General features: G+C 50.1%; 14 protein-coding genes. 9 read left to right on the top strand and 5 right to left on the bottom strand.

All coding sequences use genetic code 11. The features are described from left to right. The first annotated feature begins 299 nt into the window (after nt 1–299). The 5 genes from J1C60_RS03045 (at nt 300) to J1C60_RS03025 (ending at nt 5,378) form a co-directional block, all read left to right on the top strand. Nucleotides 300–1,277 carry a TRAP transporter substrate-binding protein gene (locus tag J1C60_RS03045; protein ID WP_128178477.1) on the top strand — a complete coding sequence of 326 codons (978 nt, stop codon included), beginning with the start codon at nt 300–302 and terminating at the stop codon, nt 1,275–1,277. Between the two features lie 53 nt (nt 1,278–1,330). Then, nucleotides 1,331–1,837 (top strand): TRAP transporter small permease, encoded by a 507-nt coding sequence (locus J1C60_RS03040; protein ID WP_128178478.1) that lies wholly within the window; start codon nt 1,331–1,333, stop codon nt 1,835–1,837. Between the two features lie 13 nt (nt 1,838–1,850). Further along, nucleotides 1,851–3,137, top strand: coding sequence for a TRAP transporter large permease (locus J1C60_RS03035; RefSeq protein ID WP_128178479.1), 1,287 nt, complete (start codon nt 1,851–1,853; stop codon nt 3,135–3,137). Between the two features lie 185 nt (nt 3,138–3,322). Continuing rightward, complete coding sequence (gene metC / locus J1C60_RS03030) at nt 3,323–4,513, top strand: cystathionine beta-lyase (protein WP_128178480.1); 1,191 nt, start codon at nt 3,323–3,325, stop codon at nt 4,511–4,513. Between the two features lie 196 nt (nt 4,514–4,709). Beyond that, complete coding sequence (locus tag J1C60_RS03025) at nt 4,710–5,378, top strand: DedA family protein (protein WP_128178481.1); 669 nt, start codon at nt 4,710–4,712, stop codon at nt 5,376–5,378. Nucleotides 5,379–5,446: 68 nt separating this feature from the next. Here J1C60_RS03025 and J1C60_RS03020 read toward each other — a convergent pair whose 3' ends face one another. Continuing rightward, on the bottom strand, nt 5,447–6,340 hold the full coding sequence (locus J1C60_RS03020; RefSeq protein WP_128178482.1) for an AraC family transcriptional regulator: 894 nt from the start codon (nt 6,338–6,340) through the stop codon (nt 5,447–5,449). A gap of 181 nt (nt 6,341–6,521) precedes the next feature. Between J1C60_RS03020 and yqhD the strand changes: the two genes are divergently transcribed. Both yqhD and dkgA read left to right on the top strand, forming a co-directional pair. Next, nucleotides 6,522–7,679: an alcohol dehydrogenase gene (yqhD, locus tag J1C60_RS03015; RefSeq protein ID WP_128178483.1), complete on the top strand. Its 1,158-nt coding sequence runs from the start codon at nt 6,522–6,524 to the stop codon at nt 7,677–7,679. A gap of 325 nt (nt 7,680–8,004) precedes the next feature. Next, nucleotides 8,005–8,829: a 2,5-didehydrogluconate reductase DkgA gene (dkgA, locus tag J1C60_RS03010; protein ID WP_128178484.1), complete on the top strand. Its 825-nt coding sequence runs from the start codon at nt 8,005–8,007 to the stop codon at nt 8,827–8,829. A gap of 57 nt (nt 8,830–8,886) precedes the next feature. On the opposite strand, the gene ftsP is transcribed toward dkgA, so the two are convergent. The 3 genes from ftsP to parC form a co-directional block, all read right to left on the bottom strand. After that, nucleotides 8,887–10,308 carry a cell division protein FtsP gene (gene ftsP, locus J1C60_RS03005; protein ID WP_128178485.1) on the bottom strand — a complete coding sequence of 474 codons (1,422 nt, stop codon included), beginning with the start codon at nt 10,306–10,308 and terminating at the stop codon, nt 8,887–8,889. 234 nt (nt 10,309–10,542) lie between these two features. Continuing rightward, the gene (locus tag J1C60_RS03000) at nt 10,543–11,280 is read right to left on the bottom strand and encodes a 1-acylglycerol-3-phosphate O-acyltransferase (RefSeq protein ID WP_128178486.1); all 738 of its coding nucleotides are present in this window, start codon (nt 11,278–11,280) and stop codon (nt 10,543–10,545) included. 166 nt (nt 11,281–11,446) lie between these two features. Beyond that, complete coding sequence (gene parC, locus J1C60_RS02995) at nt 11,447–13,720, bottom strand: DNA topoisomerase IV subunit A (protein WP_128178487.1); 2,274 nt, start codon at nt 13,718–13,720, stop codon at nt 11,447–11,449. A gap of 366 nt (nt 13,721–14,086) precedes the next feature. Here parC and J1C60_RS02990 point away from each other — a divergent pair, with 366 nt between their 5' ends. Both J1C60_RS02990 and J1C60_RS02985 read left to right on the top strand, forming a co-directional pair. After that, entirely contained in the window at nt 14,087–14,668 is a 582-nt protein-coding gene (locus J1C60_RS02990) for an NAD(P)H-dependent oxidoreductase (RefSeq protein WP_128178488.1), read from the top strand. Between the two features lie 73 nt (nt 14,669–14,741). After that, entirely contained in the window at nt 14,742–15,050 is a 309-nt protein-coding gene (locus tag J1C60_RS02985) for a putative quinol monooxygenase (protein WP_128178489.1), read from the top strand. 222 nt (nt 15,051–15,272) lie between these two features. Here J1C60_RS02985 and parE read toward each other — a convergent pair whose 3' ends face one another. Then, complete coding sequence (gene parE, locus J1C60_RS02980) at nt 15,273–17,168, bottom strand: DNA topoisomerase IV subunit B (protein WP_128178490.1); 1,896 nt, start codon at nt 17,166–17,168, stop codon at nt 15,273–15,275. Nucleotides 17,169–17,219: the final 51 nt, after the last annotated feature.

Below are 17,219 nucleotides of genomic sequence, written 5' to 3'. Positions count from 1 at the left end.
ATTAGCGCTGAATTGATAGTGGTTCTCATTACTATTTACAAAGTTACCTGACTATGCCAGGCAAAAACCTGTTTTCTACGCCTCGGAGAGCCTGGTATGTTTTGCTTTTGTGATATCGAATAGAAAATTATTAAAACATCGTTTTGATAATGTGATGCGATTCATCCAATTGACAAGAAGGCAATTTTTAACCAACACATTTTCTCTATATTGAAACAGCCCCGGTGGCATCTGACCTCATACCTCAAAGCCCAATGGCGCCAATACGGGATTCCTCATTACGCGCAGGAGAAAATAAAATGCGGTTGAAAAAACTAATACTCGCGGTCTCACTGGTTTCCACAGCAATGATGGCATCAACAGCCGCCAGCGCAAAAGTGCTAAAGGTGGCTGAAGTTCAGCCTGCGGGTTATCCCACCGTTGTCGCCTTACAGCATATGGGGGATAAGCTTAAACAGGCCACTGATGGCCGCCTGGAAATAAAAGTCTTTGCGGGCGGCGTACTCGGGGATGAAGACCAAACGCTCCAGCAGGTACAAATTGGCGCAATCGACATGATTCGCGTGTCTCTGGCTCCCGTCACGACCATCGCACCGGAAACCAGCGTACTCACTCTGCCGTATGTTTTCCGTGATGTAGACCATATGCATAAAGTTCTGGATGGCGATGTCGGCAAAGAAATCACCGACAAATTCGATAGTGATCCCAATACACGCATGGTTTTCCTCGGCTGGACGGATGCCGGGGTACGTAACATGATCACCAAAAAACCGGTGCAGAAACCGGAAGATTTTAAAGGAATGAAAATCCGTGTTCAGAACAGTCCGATATCCCTGGCAACGCTAAAAGCTATGGGCACGAATCCCGTGGGGATGGGCGTCAGTGAAGTCTTCAGCGCTATGCAAACCGGCGTTGTGGACGGTACGGAAAACAATCCACCCACTTTTGTCGCCCACAACTATATGCCAGTGACCAAATACTACACCCTGACTGGCCACTTTATTCAGCCGGAGATGATTCTCTTCTCCAAACTCTCATGGGACAAATTGTCGAAAGACGATCAGGCCCTGCTGAAAAAATTGAGTAAAGAAGCCCAAGATGAGGAACGCGTATTGTGGGCAAAATATAACGATGAGTCCGTTGCGAAAATGAAAGCGGGCGGCGTCACATTCCAGGATATCGACCGTGATTATTTTGTGAAAGCCACGCAGCCTGTACGCGATCAATACGGTAAGAATTATCAGGATTTGATGCAGAAGATTGCCGCAGTCAAATAATCCTCCTCCGCGCCAGAGCGATGTTCTGGCGCACTTTATCCGGGTAACTTTCTATGTCTGCTTATTCACGACTGATGGATATGCTCTATCTGCTGTGCATGGTGGTGGCCGCGATTGCCTTAATGATCATGGTGATTATTATCCCCATCGGTATTTTTGCTCGCTACGCACTGGATGATGCACTCTCCTGGCCAGAACCGGTGGCAATTGTCTGCGTCATTATTTTCACCTTTATCGGGGCTCCCGTAGGTTTCCGTGCGGGTACGCATATCTGCGTCTCCATGATCACCGATCGACTTTCACCAAAAGGCCAACGCCTGGCAAATATTGTGTGCGATCTGCTGATGATCGCAACCTGTATCGTGGTTTTTCTCGCCAGTTACGGATTGTGTCAGGCCATGTGGATCCAGCCACTGGCGGCAATGCCCGCTGTCACTTTCGGCGAAATGTATCTCCCCATTCCAATTGGCGCCGTGTTCACCCTGCTGTTTGTTATTGAACGATTGGTGTGTGGTGAGCAATCACAGCGTCCACTTGTCGTACTCGGTGGTACCCATTGATTCGGAGTTCATCATGGATGCATTGATTTTAGTTGGCAGTCTGTTGGTGTTACTGGCTTTTGGTTTCCCGGTGGCCTTCGCCGTAGGGTTAAGTGCTTTTATTGGTGCCTGGTGGATTGAACTGCCGCCAGAGGCGGTAGTGATTCAGATTACTAACGGCATCAATAAATTCTCGTTACTCACTATCCCTTTCTTTATTCTCGCTGGCGCGATTATGGCGGAGGGGGGTATCGCTCGGCGGCTGGTCAATTTTGCCTATATTTTTGTCGGTTTTATTCGCGGTGGGCTGTCGCTGGTGAATATTGTCGCCTCAACTTTTTTTGGTGCCATTTCCGGTTCATCGATTGCCGATACGGCATCAATTGGTTCGGTGATGATCCCGGAAATGGAAGCAAAAGGTTATCCTCGGGATTTTGCCACCGCCGTCACCGCCAGTGGTTCAGTACAGGCGGTTCTAACGCCTCCTAGCCATAACTCGGTGATTTATTCACTGGCAACTGGCGGCACGGTCACTATCTCTTCGCTCTTTGTTGCCGGGATCTTCCCAGGATTACTGCTCGGCTTGTGCCTGATGGTGATGTGTATCGGCTTTGCCCGTAAACGGGGCTATCCCAAAGGTGAACGGGTGCCGTTTAACCAGGCCGTGAAGATCTTTTTTAACGCCTTCTGGGGGTTATTCACCATTGTGATTATCCTGGGAGGGATCCTGACTGGCGTCTTTACCGCGACGGAGTCTGCGGCCATTGCCTGCCTGTGGGCCTTCTTCGTTACCATGTTTATTTATCGTGATTTTAAATGGAATCAGCTGCATATCCTGCTGTTCCGGACTATCAAAACGGTAACGATTGTGATGGTGCTAATCGCCTTCGCCGCAGGGTTTGGCGCGGTAATGACCTTTATGCAGCTGCCGCAGCTGATTACTGATTTCTTTACCAGCATTTCTGATAACAAGTACGTCATTTTGATGTGCATTAACATTCTGCTGCTGCTCATCGGCACATTGATGGATATGGCACCACTCATTTTGATTCTGACCCCGGTGTTGTTACCAGTGACCACAGCCTTAGGCGTCAGCCCGGTACATTTCGGCATGATTATGATGCTCAATCTCGGCACCGGCTTGATTACACCGCCAGTCGGTTCAGTACTGTTTGTTGCCAGTGCGGTAGGCAAGCAAAAAATTGAACAGGTCGTGAAAGCCATGGTGCCGTTCTATTGCCTGCTGTTTTTCGTGCTGATGTTGATTACCTATATCCCGGCAATTTCATTGTGGCTACCGGGCGTCATGGGCGTCCTGTAACGCCGATATCAGGGATGGCAACGACGCCTCTTTCGTCACCCACTCTGCTGAAAAATGGCTGGTTTCTCCCGGCCATTTTTTTATGCTATTTCATGATGTTTATACTCAATCAACATGATCCGGCAGCAAGGAAACGTGATAAGTTATCAACACGATTATTCAGGGTTTAGCGGGGCGTCTTTGGTATGACGACGAAGAAAATTGAAACCACGCTTATCGGCGCAGGTCGAGCAAAAAAATTCACTCATGGCTCCGTCAATAGCGTGATTCAACGCGCCTCTTCACTGGTCTTTGATACCGTCGCCGATAAAAAGCGAGCGACAGCAGGCCGTGCCAGTGGTGAACTGTTCTATGGACGCCGAGGCACCTTAACGCACTTTTCACTGCAGGATGCCATGACTGAGCTGGAAGGCGGTGCCGGTTGCGCGCTTTACCCTTGTGGAGCGGCGGCAGTGGCCAATGCCATCCTCGCGTTTGTGGCGGCTGGGGACAACGTCTTAATGAGCGGCTCGGTCTATGAGCCAACGCAGGATTTTTGTACCAGAATCCTGAGCAAAATGAACGTATCAACCACTTGGTTTGACCACTGCATCGGAGCCGAGATTGCTGAGCTGGTGCAGCCCAATACCAAAGTTGTATTTCTGGAGTCCCCGGGTTCCATTACGATGGAAGTTCAGGATGTACCGGCTATCGTTGCGGCCATTCGTCTCAAAGCCCCTGAAGCGATCATCATGCTGGATAACACATGGAGCGCGGGCATTCTGTTTCGCGCCCTCGATTTCGGTGTTGATATTTCGATTCAGGCAGGAACCAAATACCTGGTCGGCCACTCTGATGCCATGATTGGCACGGCGGTGGCCAACGCGCGTTGCTGGCCGCAATTGCGCGAGAACTCCTATCTGATGGGACAGATGGTCGATGCTGATACGGCTTATATGACCAGCAGAGGGTTGCGCACGCTGGCCGTTCGCCTGCGCCAGCACCAGGAGAGCAGTATTCACATTGCCCATTGGCTGGCAGAACGCCCTGAAGTAGCCGTGGTGAATCATCCCGCTCTGCCGCAGTGCAAAGGCCATGAATTCTGGAAACGCGATTTCACCGGATGTAGCGGTCTGTTCTCGTTTGTACTGAAACAAAAGCTCACTTCTGCCCAGCTTGCCGATTATCTGGATCATTTTCGCCACTTCAGCATGGCATACTCATGGGGCGGATTTGAATCACTGATTTTAGCTAATCAGCCGGAAGAACTCGCGGAAATCCGTCCCGTTGCAGGCGTCGACTTCAGCGGGACGCTGGTTCGCCTTCATATTGGTCTCGAGAACGTTGAAGATCTTATCGATGACCTGGCCGCAGGTTTTACGCGAATTGCCGTATAACAGATATCCTGCGTCATTCGGGTTGCAGAAAAATGAGCGCCATCGCCAATTAGTCAGCAGCATCGAATCACCAGCAAGGGTAATTGTTGCCGAGAGTCAGGACACGGACAGCGCGGCTCTTCGCGTTATAGATCAAGATGGTGCTTGCCTATTTGCGGTTACAATTACAAGGTAACGGCAGTAAACAGGATATAACATGGGTGTTTTGCATGAGATTGTTCAGGCGCTTTGGCATCACGATTTTGCTGCGCTGGCCAATCCGGATGTTGTCTGGATTGTATATGGCGTAATGTTTATTACGCTTTTTCTTGAGAATGGTTTACTCCCCGCCTCTTTTTTACCGGGCGACAGCTTGCTGCTACTGGCGGGAGCTATGGTCGCGAAAGGGGTGATGGATTTTGTCCCCACTCTGGTTATTCTTACCACTGCAGCCAGTCTTGGCTGCTGGTTGAGTTACCTGCAAGGGCGCTGGTTGGGCAATACGCGGCTGGTTAAGGGGTGGCTACTGCACCTTCCCGCTCAGTACCACCAGCGGGCATGGCAGCTTTTTAACCGCCATGGACTGATGGCGCTGCTGGTTGGACGTTTTCTCGCTTTTGTACGCACCTTATTGCCCACCATGGCGGGTATTTCTGGTCTACAAAATGGGCGATTTCAGTTCTTCAACTGGCTTAGTGGATTTCTCTGGGTCACGATTGTCGTGGCCTTTGGTTACGGTATCAGCCAGGTACCCTTTATCAAACGCCATGAAGACCAGGTGATGGCAGTATTGATTATTTTACCCGTGGCGCTGTTGTTTATCGGGCTGGCTGGCAGCATTCTGGTCATCTGGAAACAGAAACTTAAGAAACGCCACGCCGGATAAAAAAACACCGGGGCGGATGACCGCGTCCCGGTGTTTTGCTGTACCCAATATCATCGCAGCGCACCCGATCAACTGGACTGCCGCATACGTGTTACTTCTTCACCGGGCGTTACACCAAAATAGCGCTTAAATTCCCGCGAGAACTGCGAGGCGCTTTCATACCCCACTTTTATCGCCGCCGTGCTGGCTTTTAAACCATCATGAAGCATCATGATCCTCGCCTGATGCAGACGGTAGCTTTTAAGGTACTGCAGCGGTGACGTGCTGGTGACGGCTTTAAAATTGTGATGAAATGCCGATACGCTCATATTCACCTCGGATGCCAGCAGATCAACGCTCAGGTTATCGGTATAGTTATGTTCAATATGACGCAGCGCACGAGCAATTTGGCTGAACTGCGTTTGTCGGCTAACCAGCGCCAGTAATGCCCCACCGCAGGGGCCCATCAAAACATAATAGAGAATTTCTCGCACAATCTGCGGCCCCAGCACTCTCGCATCACGTTGGCTGGACATCACATCCAGCAATCGTTCAGCGGCACAAAGCATCTCTTCAGTTAGCAATGCCGAATGAATGCCGCAGTGCTTCGGTTCAGGATGAAAACTGTCGTCGTTGCCAATATCGATCAGCAGATCCTGCAATTTCATGGTATCAACATGGATGGAAATCCCGGCCAACGGTGTTTCCGGCGTCGCAAAAGTTTCACATTCAAAGGGTAAGGTAACAGTCAACATGAGGTATTTTGTCGCATCGTATTTGAATACGCTAGGTCCGATGTAGCCCGTTTTCTGTCCCTGAAACAGGATAATGATACCGGGTTTGTACATCACAGGCGTACGTATACACGGGCTGCTGGCATAGATAAGATTGACATCAGCTACTGGTGCCAGCGACGTTTTACCATGCGTCATCAAGCCAATAACCTGTTGTGCCAGACGGATACAGATGGCTTCACGATCCATTTTTCCTCTCTCTCTACATATAAAATACCCTTTGCATAATGCCTCTTATCTGCACAATTCTCCAGACAGCAGGAGAAACAGGCAATATTCATGCAGGAATGAGCATTGAGGGACGGCGCGATAATCCTGACAATGGTGACCAGTTTAATGACGTAAATGCACTGATATAAGGATAACAATAATGAATAATTTCACTCTTCATACTCCAACCCGCATTTTATTTGGCGAAGGCCAGATTGCTCATCTGAACCAAGAAATTCCAGCTGGTAGCAAAGTTCTGATCACCTTTGGCGGTGGTAGCGTGAAAAAAACTGGCGTGATGGATCAGGTATACAGTGTATTGAAAGACTTCGATGTAAAAGAGTTCGGCGGTATTGAGCCAAATCCAACCTACGAAACCCTGATGAAAGCAGTAGAAGTCGTGAAAGCTGAGAAAATTGACTTTCTGCTGGCCGTGGGTGGTGGTTCAGTGCTGGATGGCACAAAATTCATTGCCGCTGCAGCATTTTACGGCGATGAGCCATGGAACATTCTGAAAACGGGCGGTACCACTATCCAACAGGCGCTGCCAATGGGTTCAGTACTGACGCTGCCTGCCACCGGTTCCGAATCTAACAACGGTGCGGTCATTACGCGCCGTGCGACCGGCGATAAGCAGTCATTCCACTCTCCGTTTGTTCAGCCGCTGTTTGCCGTGCTCGATCCGGTATATACCTATACTCTGCCGGATCGTCAGATCGCCAACGGTGTTGTTGATGCTTTCGTCCATACCATTGAGCAATATCTGACTTATCCGGTCAATGCCAAAGTACAGGATCGTTTTGCCGAAGGTTTATTGCTGACACTGATTGAAGACGGTCCTAAGGCTCTTAAAGATCGGGAAAACTACGATGTCCGCGCCAATGTGATGTGGAGCGCCACCATGGCCCTCAATGGCTTAATCGGCGCTGGCGTGCCACAGGATTGGGCAACCCATATGCTGGGTCACGAATTGACCGCTATGCACGATCTGGATCACGCCCAAACCCTGGCCATTGTGTTGCCATCACTGATGAACATCAAACGCGAACAGAAACGTGGGAAATTACTGCAATACGCAGAACGTATCTGGGGCATCACGGAAGGTAGCGAAGAGCAGCGCATTGATAACGTTATTGCTGCTACGCGCGAATTCTTCGAAACCATGGGTGTACCAACCCGTATGAAAGATTACCAGCTTGATGGCAGTTCTATCCCTGCATTATTGGGCAAACTGGAAGAAAAAGGGCTTACGCAACTGGGTGAGCATCAAGACATCACACTGGAAGTTAGCCGCAAAATCTACGAAGACGCGCGCTGATCGCTTGAAAGTATGGTGATTCAAATATCCGAAATATCCGGACGCTTTCACCACGGCATAAGTATCACTACAGGCGGCTTCTGCAGCCTGTAGTAAGCGATATTTTTACCGAAATGCGTATTCTTAACTAAACTTAAACTCTTAGTTTCAGTCGGTGCTGTTGGTACCGACTACCACAGATAACCCAAGTCGCAGGCAATACGGCAAAAGACTCACGAGATACAAGCATTAAGTGCAGTCTGTACTCTGTTGTCTACACAATGGCAGTCGTCGTCACTGTTAGCACAGCGGTGTTGCCAAAGATAAGGGTTCAACAGGAGATATCATGGCAGATCAACCCGTAATTAAACTCCGTGACGGTAACCAAATGCCACAATTTGGTCTTGGCGTCTGGCAGGCCAGCATTGAAGATGCACGTAACGCGGCCCTGAAAGCGCTGGAAGTCGGCTATCGCTCCATCGATACCGCAGCTATCTATAAGAATGAGGAGGCCATTGGCCAGGCACTTCAGGAAACTAACGTACCGCGTGACGATATCTTCATTACCACTAAATTGTGGAACGATGATCAGCTTAATGCGGAGCAGGCCATTGAAACCAGCCTGAAAAAATTGCAGTTAGAGAGCGTCGATCTTTATCTGATGCATTGGCCTTGTCCGGAAAAAGACAACTATGTCGATGCATGGAAGGCCATGATTGAACTGCAAAAACAGGGGCTGACAAAAAGCATCGGTGTGTGTAATTTCAACCAGGCTCATTTAAAGCGTCTGATCGATGAAACGGGCGTGACGCCAGTTGTTAACCAGATTGAGCTGCACCCAATGTTGCAGCAGCGTGAGCTTCATGCATGGAATGCCATGCACCAGATTCAGACTGAATCCTGGAGCCCGCTGGCACAGGGCGGCAAAGGCGTTTTTGATCAGGACGTGATTAAAAATCTGGCGAAAAAATACGGTAAAACCCCGGCACAGGTTGTTATTCGCTGGCATCTGGACAGTGGATTGGTCGTGATTCCTAAATCCATTACGCCATCACGAATTGAAGAAAACTTTAAGGTGTTTGATTTCCGCCTTGAGAAAACGGAAATCTCTGACATCGCCACGCTGGATAAAGGCAATCGCTTAGGCCCGGATCCAGAAGCTTTTAACTAAGATTTACCGGGCGGTTTCAACCGCCCGTATCAGTGACAACTGAAGCACTCAGCCTGGCTAAGCCCCCACAGGCTGTACCTGCAACTGTCCGGCGCTTCCACGATCGGCCATTTCCAACGTTTGGCTATAGTAAAGAAAAGGAAAATGCGCTGAAGCGTATTGTGCAAAAAATACCAGCAGCTCAACATCACCATCAATCCAGACGGTATCCTTCCAGCCGCGATCCTCACCCATCGGTTGTGCGCCATTGACACTTTTCACCAGGAACATCACCCCCTGAATATGGAAAGATTGCGGCGTGTCAGAATGAATAATCCAGCGCTCCCAGCTCCCCTGCTGCGTCTGCACATCAACGCGGTTCATATCCCAAATCGCACCGTTAATCCCCGGGAGAGCCTCGTCAAAACGGAATTCTCTCGTCCGACTCGGCAAACCGTCAATGATTTGATCGGCCAACAGGCGCATGGGCAAATTGTCCGTCACCAGAGGTAAAAGACCGGTTGGGCGCAGCGTCAGCACCAGCGTAGACGTCAAAATAGAGGAGGGCTCAAAAAAGCCACGTAAGCGATCCATAATACCCGCCGCTACACCAGCCATAATCGATACCTCTTCCCCCTGCGACATATCGACCAGAATTTCGCGGCGTTCGCCCGGCGCGAGCGACAGCTGCTGCACCGCAACCGGTGCCGGTAAAAAACCCATATCACTGGCAATCACATTAAAAGGACGATTATCACTCATGGTCAGCTGATAACGACGTGCATTAGAAGCGTTGAGCAAGCGTAGTCTTACCCAACCACGTGAAACCTCAACGTAGGGATTCTGCACTCCATTCGCTAATAACGTATCCCCTACAAATCCACCATTTTCCGGTGGGTTATACTGTGGCGCGCCAAAGTTATCGAGGCGCTTATCCTGAATGATCAGCGGAAAATCATCCACGCCATAATGGTTAGGAATCGGTAAAGACTTACTTATCTCATCTTCAACCAGCCACAAGCCAGCCAACCCGTTATAGACATGCGGCCCCATACGGTTGGGTGTATTCGCGTGATACCAGCAGGTTGTCGCAGCCTGACGAATGGGCATCACTGGCGACCAGTCGACGCCTGGCGACATCATCCGTGCCGCACCGCCCGCTAAGGCTCCAGGCACTTGCAGGCCACTGACGGTCATCGCAACCGGCTCATCCAGACGATTGCTATAAATAAGTTTCACGTCATCGCCGCTCCAGACGCGCACAGTTGGGCCGAGATATAAGCCATTTATTCCCCATACTGGCGCTTTATTATTATCACCACTGAATGACCAGTTGCTGCGCTGTAACGTGAGGAAAAGCGGCTGCCCGCGACGTGACTCCAGCAAGGGAGGAACCGGCAACGGCGTACCATTACCGGCTGCGCGGGCGCTCAGGGGCAGTGCACTCGCGCACAGGGCGATGCCCGATGCCTGTATAAACTGACGTCGACTGAAGGACATAAAAAGACTCCGTACCCTAAATGCGGCTGCAGAGGGGCCGCTTTCCTTTTTTATGATTGTGAGGAGATGAATATTTTTGACGCTTTATACTCATAGCCTTTCAGGCTACGGAGAGGTTGGAACTATTACTGATAGCCCTCTCTCTCCGCCGGATCATCTAAATTGAAAAACCTGTCAGCCAACCGGCTTTCGTTTCAGCTTCTGCCGTAAATCCCTGGTCCGGACCAGACACGATTAAACCGTATCGTTTGCCTCGCGCATCGCGACTTCGGCATTAAGCTCTTTAAGCTTGGCGTCCATCAACTCACGGCAGTAGGTTGCCAGCTTGCGCACCGACCGCGCATCGTATTCCGTCACATCAATTGGTGGCAGCATTTCAACAATCACCAGGCCATTCTTCAGACGGTTGAAGTTGAATTTTTCATGGGTGTTTGAAACCACCACAGGAATAATCGGTACACCTGCAACAACGGCAGCATGAAACGCACCGGTTTTAAACGGTAGCAGACCGCGCCCAAGGCTGCGCGTCCCTTCCGGAAACATCCAGAACGAGATCTTTTTCTTCTTGAATTGCGCCGCAATATCACCAATCGTACCGTGTGCTTTCGCTCGGTTATTCCGATCGATTAATAGATTTCCCGAGAGCCAGTAAAGAATGCCGAAGAAGGGGATCCATAACAGGCTCGTTTTCCCTACGGTTACGGTATTGGGCTGAACAATACTTCCCGCAATGATTATATCGTAATTACTTTGGTGGTTGGCAATGTAAATGGCATTACCAAAATTTTCCGCTCCGGCCGGTTTACGTGGCTCCACTTTCACGCCCAATACACGCGGCAAGTGGCCAAGTATGTGGGCAAACTTAGACGCATGGCGAGGACTACGGGGAGAGAACAAGCAGTAAATACTACCGAATATACAAAGTAGAAAAGAACAAATAAAAACAATGGCAACACGTAAAATTAACAACATAGCAACCTCATTTTTGCTCCCGCGCTCAGTATATACTCTAACTTATTGAAACTGCATCAAGACGGCAAGCGCAAAAACGGATGCACTTGCCGGGGTAAGCCGCAAGGCGTAAGTCACTCTGGCAGCAGCAGTTTAGCTCCTGACTGCGCACTGAAAAGACGCGACATTACTCTTCGCTATCATCTACCAGCGGACGCGCTGGCGTATCTACATCAACTCGATCAATCCGTTGCAAACCGCGTGGTAATGAAGTACCACGGCGTCCACGTTCAGCACGGAATTTCTGTATCTCCTCGGCGCGCAGCGTCAGTTTACGCTTGCCAACATGCAGCGTTATCGCACTTTGCGGGGCAAGTAACAGCAACCACACCAGCTTATCTTCACCGCTAGCCGCCTGCGCGGGCGGAATTGAGATAATTTTATTGCCCTTGCCTTTTGACAACTGGGGCAGGTCTCCTACCGGGAACATCAGCATGCGGCCTGCGGCGGTAATGGCCAGTAGCATATCATCATCGCTATGGACCGCCATTGGCGTCATTACTTTAGCGTTTTCCGGCAGTGACAGTAATGCTTTACCGGCACGATTACGCGACACAAGGTCGCTAAAAGTACAGACAAAGCCATAACCCGCATCTGAAGCCATCAGCAATTTCTGCTCATCGGACTCCATCAACACCTGCTCAATCACCGCACCCGGTGGTGGCGTCAGTTTGCCGGTTAGCGGCTCACCCTGCCCACGTGCTGATGGCAAGGTCGAAGGATCCAACGCATAGCTTCTTCCGGTGGAATCAATAAATGCCACTGGCTGATTGCTTTTACCGCGTGCGGCAGCACGATAGCTATCGCCCGCCTTGTAACTTAATCCACCAGGATCGATATCATGACCTTTCGCACTGCGCACCCACCCCATTTGTGACAACACAATAGTCACCGGTTCTGATGGTACCAGCTCATGCTCGCTGATCGCTTTCGCTTCTCCACGTTCACATAACGGTGAACGGCGATCGTCGCCGTAAGTGTCGCTATCAGCCTGCAATTCCTTCTTCAGCAACGTATTCATTTTGCGTTCAGAGGACAGAATTGCCTGCAGATGATCACGCTCTTTGGCTAATTCATCCTGCTCACCACGAATTTTCATCTCTTCGAGTTTGGCAAGATGGCGCAATTTTAATTCGAGGATTGCTTCAGCCTGCGTTTCGCTGAGCTCGAAGCGTGATACCAGCACTGGTTTGGGCTCATCTTCAGTACGGATGATATGAATAACTTCATCGATATTCAGAAAGGCAACCAGCAAACCCTCAAGGATATGCAGGCGTTTGAGTACTTTCTCCAGCCGATAGTTAAGACGGCGGCGTACGGTATCACGACGAAAAATCAACCATTCACTGAGGATCTCCAGTAGATTTTTCACTGCCGGACTTTTATCCAACCCAAGCATATTGAGGTTGATACGGTAGCTTTTTTCCAGATCGGTGGTGGCAAACAGATGATTCATCACCTGCTCCAGATCCACACGATTCGATCGTGGAACGATCACCAACCGCGTTGGATTTTCATGATCGGATTCATCACGCAAATCTTCTACCATCGGTAACTTTTTGTTGCGCATCTGCGCTGCGATCTGCTCCAGTACCCGAGCACCAGAAACCTGATGAGGCAACGCGGTAATCACCACATCGCCTTCTTCTTTCTTCCATACCGCACGCATCCGTACGGAACCACGACCGCTTTGATAAATCTTCCGGATCTCACTACGTGGGGTAATGATCTCAGCTTCCGTTGGATAATCAGGCCCCTGTACGATATCCAGCAGCTCATCCAGTGTCGTTTTCGGATTATCAATCAGCGCAATTGTCGCTTTCGCGACTTCACGCAGGTTATGCGGTGGAATATCCGTCGCCATACCGACCGCGATGCCGGTAGTGCCGTTCAGTAAAATATTCGGCAACCGTGCAGGTAATATCCTCGGCTCCTGCAAAGTGCCGTCAAAGTTAGGAACGTAGTCAACAGTACCCAGCCCTAACTCGCCTAACAGCACTTCAGCATATTTAGACAAGCGTGACTCGGTATAACGCATCGCTGCAAAAGATTTTGGATCGTCCGGTGCGCCCCAGTTGCCCTGACCGTCAACCAGTGGATAACGGTAGGAGAAAGGCTGCGCCATCAACACCATCGCTTCATAACAGGCGCTGTCGCCATGCGGATGATATTTCCCCAGTACGTCACCAACGGTGCGTGCAGACTTTTTGAATTTTGCGCTGGCGTTCAGCCCCAGCTCCGACATGGCATAAACGATGCGGCGCTGTACCGGTTTCAGGCCATCGCCAATATGGGGAAGCGCCCTGTCCTTAATGACGTACATCGAGTAGTTAAGGTATGCATCCTCTGTAAAAGCATGCAGGGCACGTCGCTCTGCACCATCCTGCGTCAGGTCACTCATTGATCTTCTGTCCTCACATCGCAGCGCGAATATTGCTAACATCGACACGCCGCTCGGCGGCAAGTTTGGTGAGGATAGTACCTTATCTGGAGAGGTTATGTCACAGAGTGATCATGCAGGGCCCCGTCGTCCAGTGGATTTATACATAGCGATCTTGTTATCGCCGCAGCCGCTGTTCTGAACTTTGCTGATGCCCTCTCGTTACCATCAGCAGATATCGCTACCGATCAACAGGTTAAGAGTAATAGCTTCCTTCAAAGCGGCTGATTATTGCTGTTGAAGCAAAAGTCTTGTTACCCCGCGCTCATTTTTGTTTGTCATCTGCGTACGTACACTACACGCCACTTTATGAACTGGGACGAAAACATGAGCCGGATTTTAATTATTGATGCGGGAAAACAATTTGCTCATTCGAAGGGCGAACTCAATCACACGCTGACTCACATCGCAGCCTCTTTTCTGCGCGATAAAGGCCACCAGGTTGACATCACCGAAGTCGATAATGGCTACAGCATCGCTACCGAAGTACAAAAGTACCTTGCTGCCGATGTCGTGATTTATCAAATGCCTGGCTGGTGGATGGGAGAACCCTGGATCCTGAAAAAATACATTGATGAAGTCTTTACTGAAGGTCATGGCTCGCTGTACGCCAGCGACGGCCGCTCCCGTTCCGATACATCAAAACTTTACGGTTCCGGCGGGCTTATTCAGGGAAAAAAATATCTGCTTTCGCTAACCTGGAATGCGCCACTGGAAGCTTTTACCGATCCAAACCAATTTTTTGAAGGCGTTGGGGTAGATGGCCTTTATCTGCATTTCCATAAAGCCAACCAGTTTTTGGGAATGGAAAGTTTACCGACCTTTATCTGTAACGATGTAATTAAACAACCGGATATTGCCAATGATATTGTCCGTTATCGACAACATTTGGCTGAAATTTTCGCTTAATCTCTTTATACCCGTCATAACCGAAGCTGCATCCCGGCAGTCTGAAGGCTGACAATATCATCAGGGAAATAACATGCTAACTGTCATTGCTGAAATTTGCGTTAAACCTGGTCGTCGCGAACACGTATTAGCGGCTATTGAGAAGCTAATACCAAGTGTATTACAGGAAGAAGGATGCGGCCGTTACGACGCGCTGGTTGATCACAATGCACAAGTGCCATGGAAACAGCATTCGCCTGACTCAATTTTTATGCTGGAAACCTGGGAGTCTTTGCGTCACCTGGAACACCACCAGCAAATAGCGCATATGGAAGCGCATCGCGCAAACATTAAAGATGATGTGCTCGATGTGAAAATCTTTGTACTTGATGCCGCATACTAATTTCACTTGAAGCTAGCGGCTGAATCCTGTGCGGAGCGAATACAGACAGGATTCAGCCGCTGTGTTATAGCGCTACGTTCACTGCGGGAATCGCGACAATAAAGTCCCGGAGGAGGATCATTCCCCCCTCTCCCCGCATTTCAGACATCATTCTCATCCATCATCCTGTGCGGTAAAAGCCATCCTGCATCTTCACGACCGTAGCATGGTGATTCGGTCCGATTATACTTCGATGTCAGCCGTATCACCTTTTTCCTGTAACCAGTTACGGCGATCTTCTGAACGTTTCTTGGCGAGTAACATATCCATCATGGCTAAAGTCTGATCGATATTATCTTCATCAATGGTCAACTGCACCAGACGCCGCGTATTAGGATCGAGTGTGGTTTCACGCAGTTGAAGCGGGTTCATCTCGCCCAAACCTTTAAAGCGTTGCACGCCTGGCTTACCTTTCTTACGCTTCAACTGCTCAAGAATGCCGGCCTTCTCTTCCTCATCCAGCGCGTAATACACCTCTTTGCCCAGATCGATACGGTAAAGCGGTGGCATCGCCACATACACGTGCCCACCTCTTACCAGCGAACGAAAATGGCGTACGAACAGTGCGCAAAGTAACGTGGCAATATGCAACCCATCGGAGTCCGCATCAGCAAGAATACACACCTTGCCATAGCGCAACTGCGTTAGATCTTCACTGTCAGGATCGATGCCAATTGCTACGGAGATATCATGCACTTCCTGCGAGGCCAGCACTTCATCTGAAGAGACTTCCCACGTATTCAGGATCTTACCTTTCAACGGCATAATCGCCTGATATTCACGATCGCGTGCCTGCTTAGCCGAACCGCCGGCCGAATCACCTTCAACCAGAAACAACTCGGTTCGATTCAAATCCTGTGCGGTACAATCCGCCAGTTTTCCGGGTAATGCCGGGCCACTGGTGAGCTTTTTACGCACCACTTTTTTTGCTGCGCGCATACGACGTTGAGCACTGGAGATAGCCAGTTCGGCAAGCTGCTCCGCAGCCTGCACGTTTTGATTCAGCCACAGACTGAATGCATCCTTGACCACACCAGAAACAAAGGCTGAACACTGACGCGATGACAAGCGCTCCTTCGTCTGGCCGGCAAACTGCGGGTCCTGCATTTTTACCGACAGGACATAAGCGCAACGATCCCAGATATCTTCCGCCGATAGCTTAACGCCGCGAGGTAAAATATTGCGGTACTCACAAAATTCCCGCATCGCATCCAATAGCCCCTGACGCAGACCATTAACATGCGTCCCCCCCTGCATCGTCGGAATCAAATTGACGTAGCTTTCGGTGAGTAATTCGCCGCCTTCAGGCAGCCACAACAGCGCCCAGTCCACCGCCTCAACATCACCAGCAAAAGTGCCGACAAAAGGCTGCTCGGGTAATGTCACCAAACCATTAACCGCTTCGCCAAGATAGTCAGTCAACCCATCTTCATACAGCCAGCGCTGCTCAGTATTATTGACTTTATCCTTAAAGATGATTTCGACGCCCGGACAGAGTACCGCTTTGGCTTTCAGCACGTGGGTAAGCCGCGTCACCGAAAAGCGTGGGCTATCAAAGAACGTACCGTCAGGCCAAAAGTGCACGCGGGTACCGGTATTTCGCTTACCCACCGTGCCGGTTACCGTCAGGTCCTGTACCTTATCGCCATTTTCAAAAGCAATATCATAGATTTCGCCATTACGGCGAACGGTGACTTCCACGCGTTTTGACAGGGCGTTAACCACTGAAATCCCAACGCCGTGTAAGCCCCCCGAAAATTGGTAGTTTTTGTTAGAAAATTTACCACCGGCATGCAGGCGACACAGGATCAACTCAACGGCGGTTACCCCCTCTTCCGGGTGGATATCCACAGGCATACCTCGCCCGTCATCAGTCACTTCCAGTGACTGGTCGGCATGCAGAATAACCTCAACACGCCGGGCATGGCCCGCCAACGCTTCGTCGATGCTGTTATCAATAACTTCCTGGCCCAAATGATTTGGGCGGGACGTGTCGGTGTACATTCCCGGACGACGGCGAACGGGTTCAAGGCCGCTGAGTACCTCAATGGCATCAGCGTTATAGCTGGATTGAGTCATCGTATAAATCTGATTGGTGGCTTAAAAACGGTTAGTCATATCCCGCTCGCG

Origin of the sequence: [Pantoea] beijingensis, assembly GCF_022647505.1 — a bacterium.
Lineage (GTDB): Bacteria > Pseudomonadota > Gammaproteobacteria > Enterobacterales > Enterobacteriaceae > Erwinia > Erwinia beijingensis.
This window is presented reverse-complemented; position numbering and strand designations above follow the sequence as displayed.